Raw genomic sequence first — 636 nt, 5'->3', positions numbered from 1 at the left:
ATCTCCTGCGTGACAGGCAGGCATGTTAACCACTACACCACGGGACCATTTGGTTGCGGGGACAGGATTTGAACCTGCGACCTTCGGGTTATGAGCCCGACGAGCTACCGTACTGCTCCACCCCGCGATGATATAATATGTAATTTAAGAAAAAATGGAGGAGGTAGAGGGATTCGAACCCCCGCGCGACTCTCGCCGCCTGTCGGTTTTCAAGACCGATCCCTTCAGCCGAACTTGGGTATACCTCCGAGATATAAACCTTTAGTGGTGGACCTTGTAGGACTCGAACCTACGACCGGACGGTTATGAGCCGTCTGCTCTAACCAGCTGAGCTAAAGGTCCTTTATGGTAGCGGCGGAGGGGATCGAACCCCCGACCTCACGGGTATGAACCGTACGCTCTAGCCAGCTGAGCTACACCGCCATAAATGATATTAAAATAAGTGGAGCCTAGCGGGATCGAACCGCTGACCTCCTGCGTGCAAGGCAGGCGCTCTCCCAGCTGAGCTAAGGCCCCATGTTTTTGGGAATATCGGGAAGACAGGATTTGAACCTGCGACCCCCTGGTCCCAAACCAGGTGCTCTACCAAGCTGAGCCACTTCCCGTTAATAAAAGCGCGCCCGAGAGGAGTCGAAC

The 636-nt window shown here is 54.6% G+C and carries 6 tRNA genes; all 6 read right to left on the bottom strand.

Annotated features, from left to right (window positions below):
• Window positions 1-50 precede the first annotated feature (50 nt).
• A tRNA-Met gene (locus MR167_RS31625) sits at window positions 51-127 on the bottom strand.
• A gap of 28 nt (window positions 128-155) precedes the next feature.
• Window positions 156-248: transfer RNA gene (locus MR167_RS31620), tRNA-Ser, on the bottom strand.
• 17 nt (window positions 249-265) lie between these two features.
• Window positions 266-342, bottom strand: a tRNA-Ile gene (locus tag MR167_RS31615).
• A 4-nt stretch (window positions 343-346) separates the two neighbouring features.
• Window positions 347-423, bottom strand: a tRNA-Met gene (locus tag MR167_RS31610).
• Between the two features lie 20 nt (window positions 424-443).
• Window positions 444-516: transfer RNA gene (locus MR167_RS31605), tRNA-Ala, on the bottom strand.
• Window positions 517-531: 15 nt separating this feature from the next.
• Window positions 532-605 (bottom strand) — tRNA-Pro (locus tag MR167_RS31600).
• Window positions 606-636 lie beyond the last annotated feature (31 nt).

This window comes from Bacillus cereus group sp. BfR-BA-01355 (genome assembly GCF_022663675.1).
GTDB classification, from domain to species: domain Bacteria; phylum Bacillota; class Bacilli; order Bacillales; family Bacillaceae_G; genus Bacillus_A; species Bacillus_A thuringiensis_S.
The sequence above is the reverse complement of the archived record's forward strand: the minus strand, read 5'-3'. Positions and strand labels throughout refer to the sequence as shown.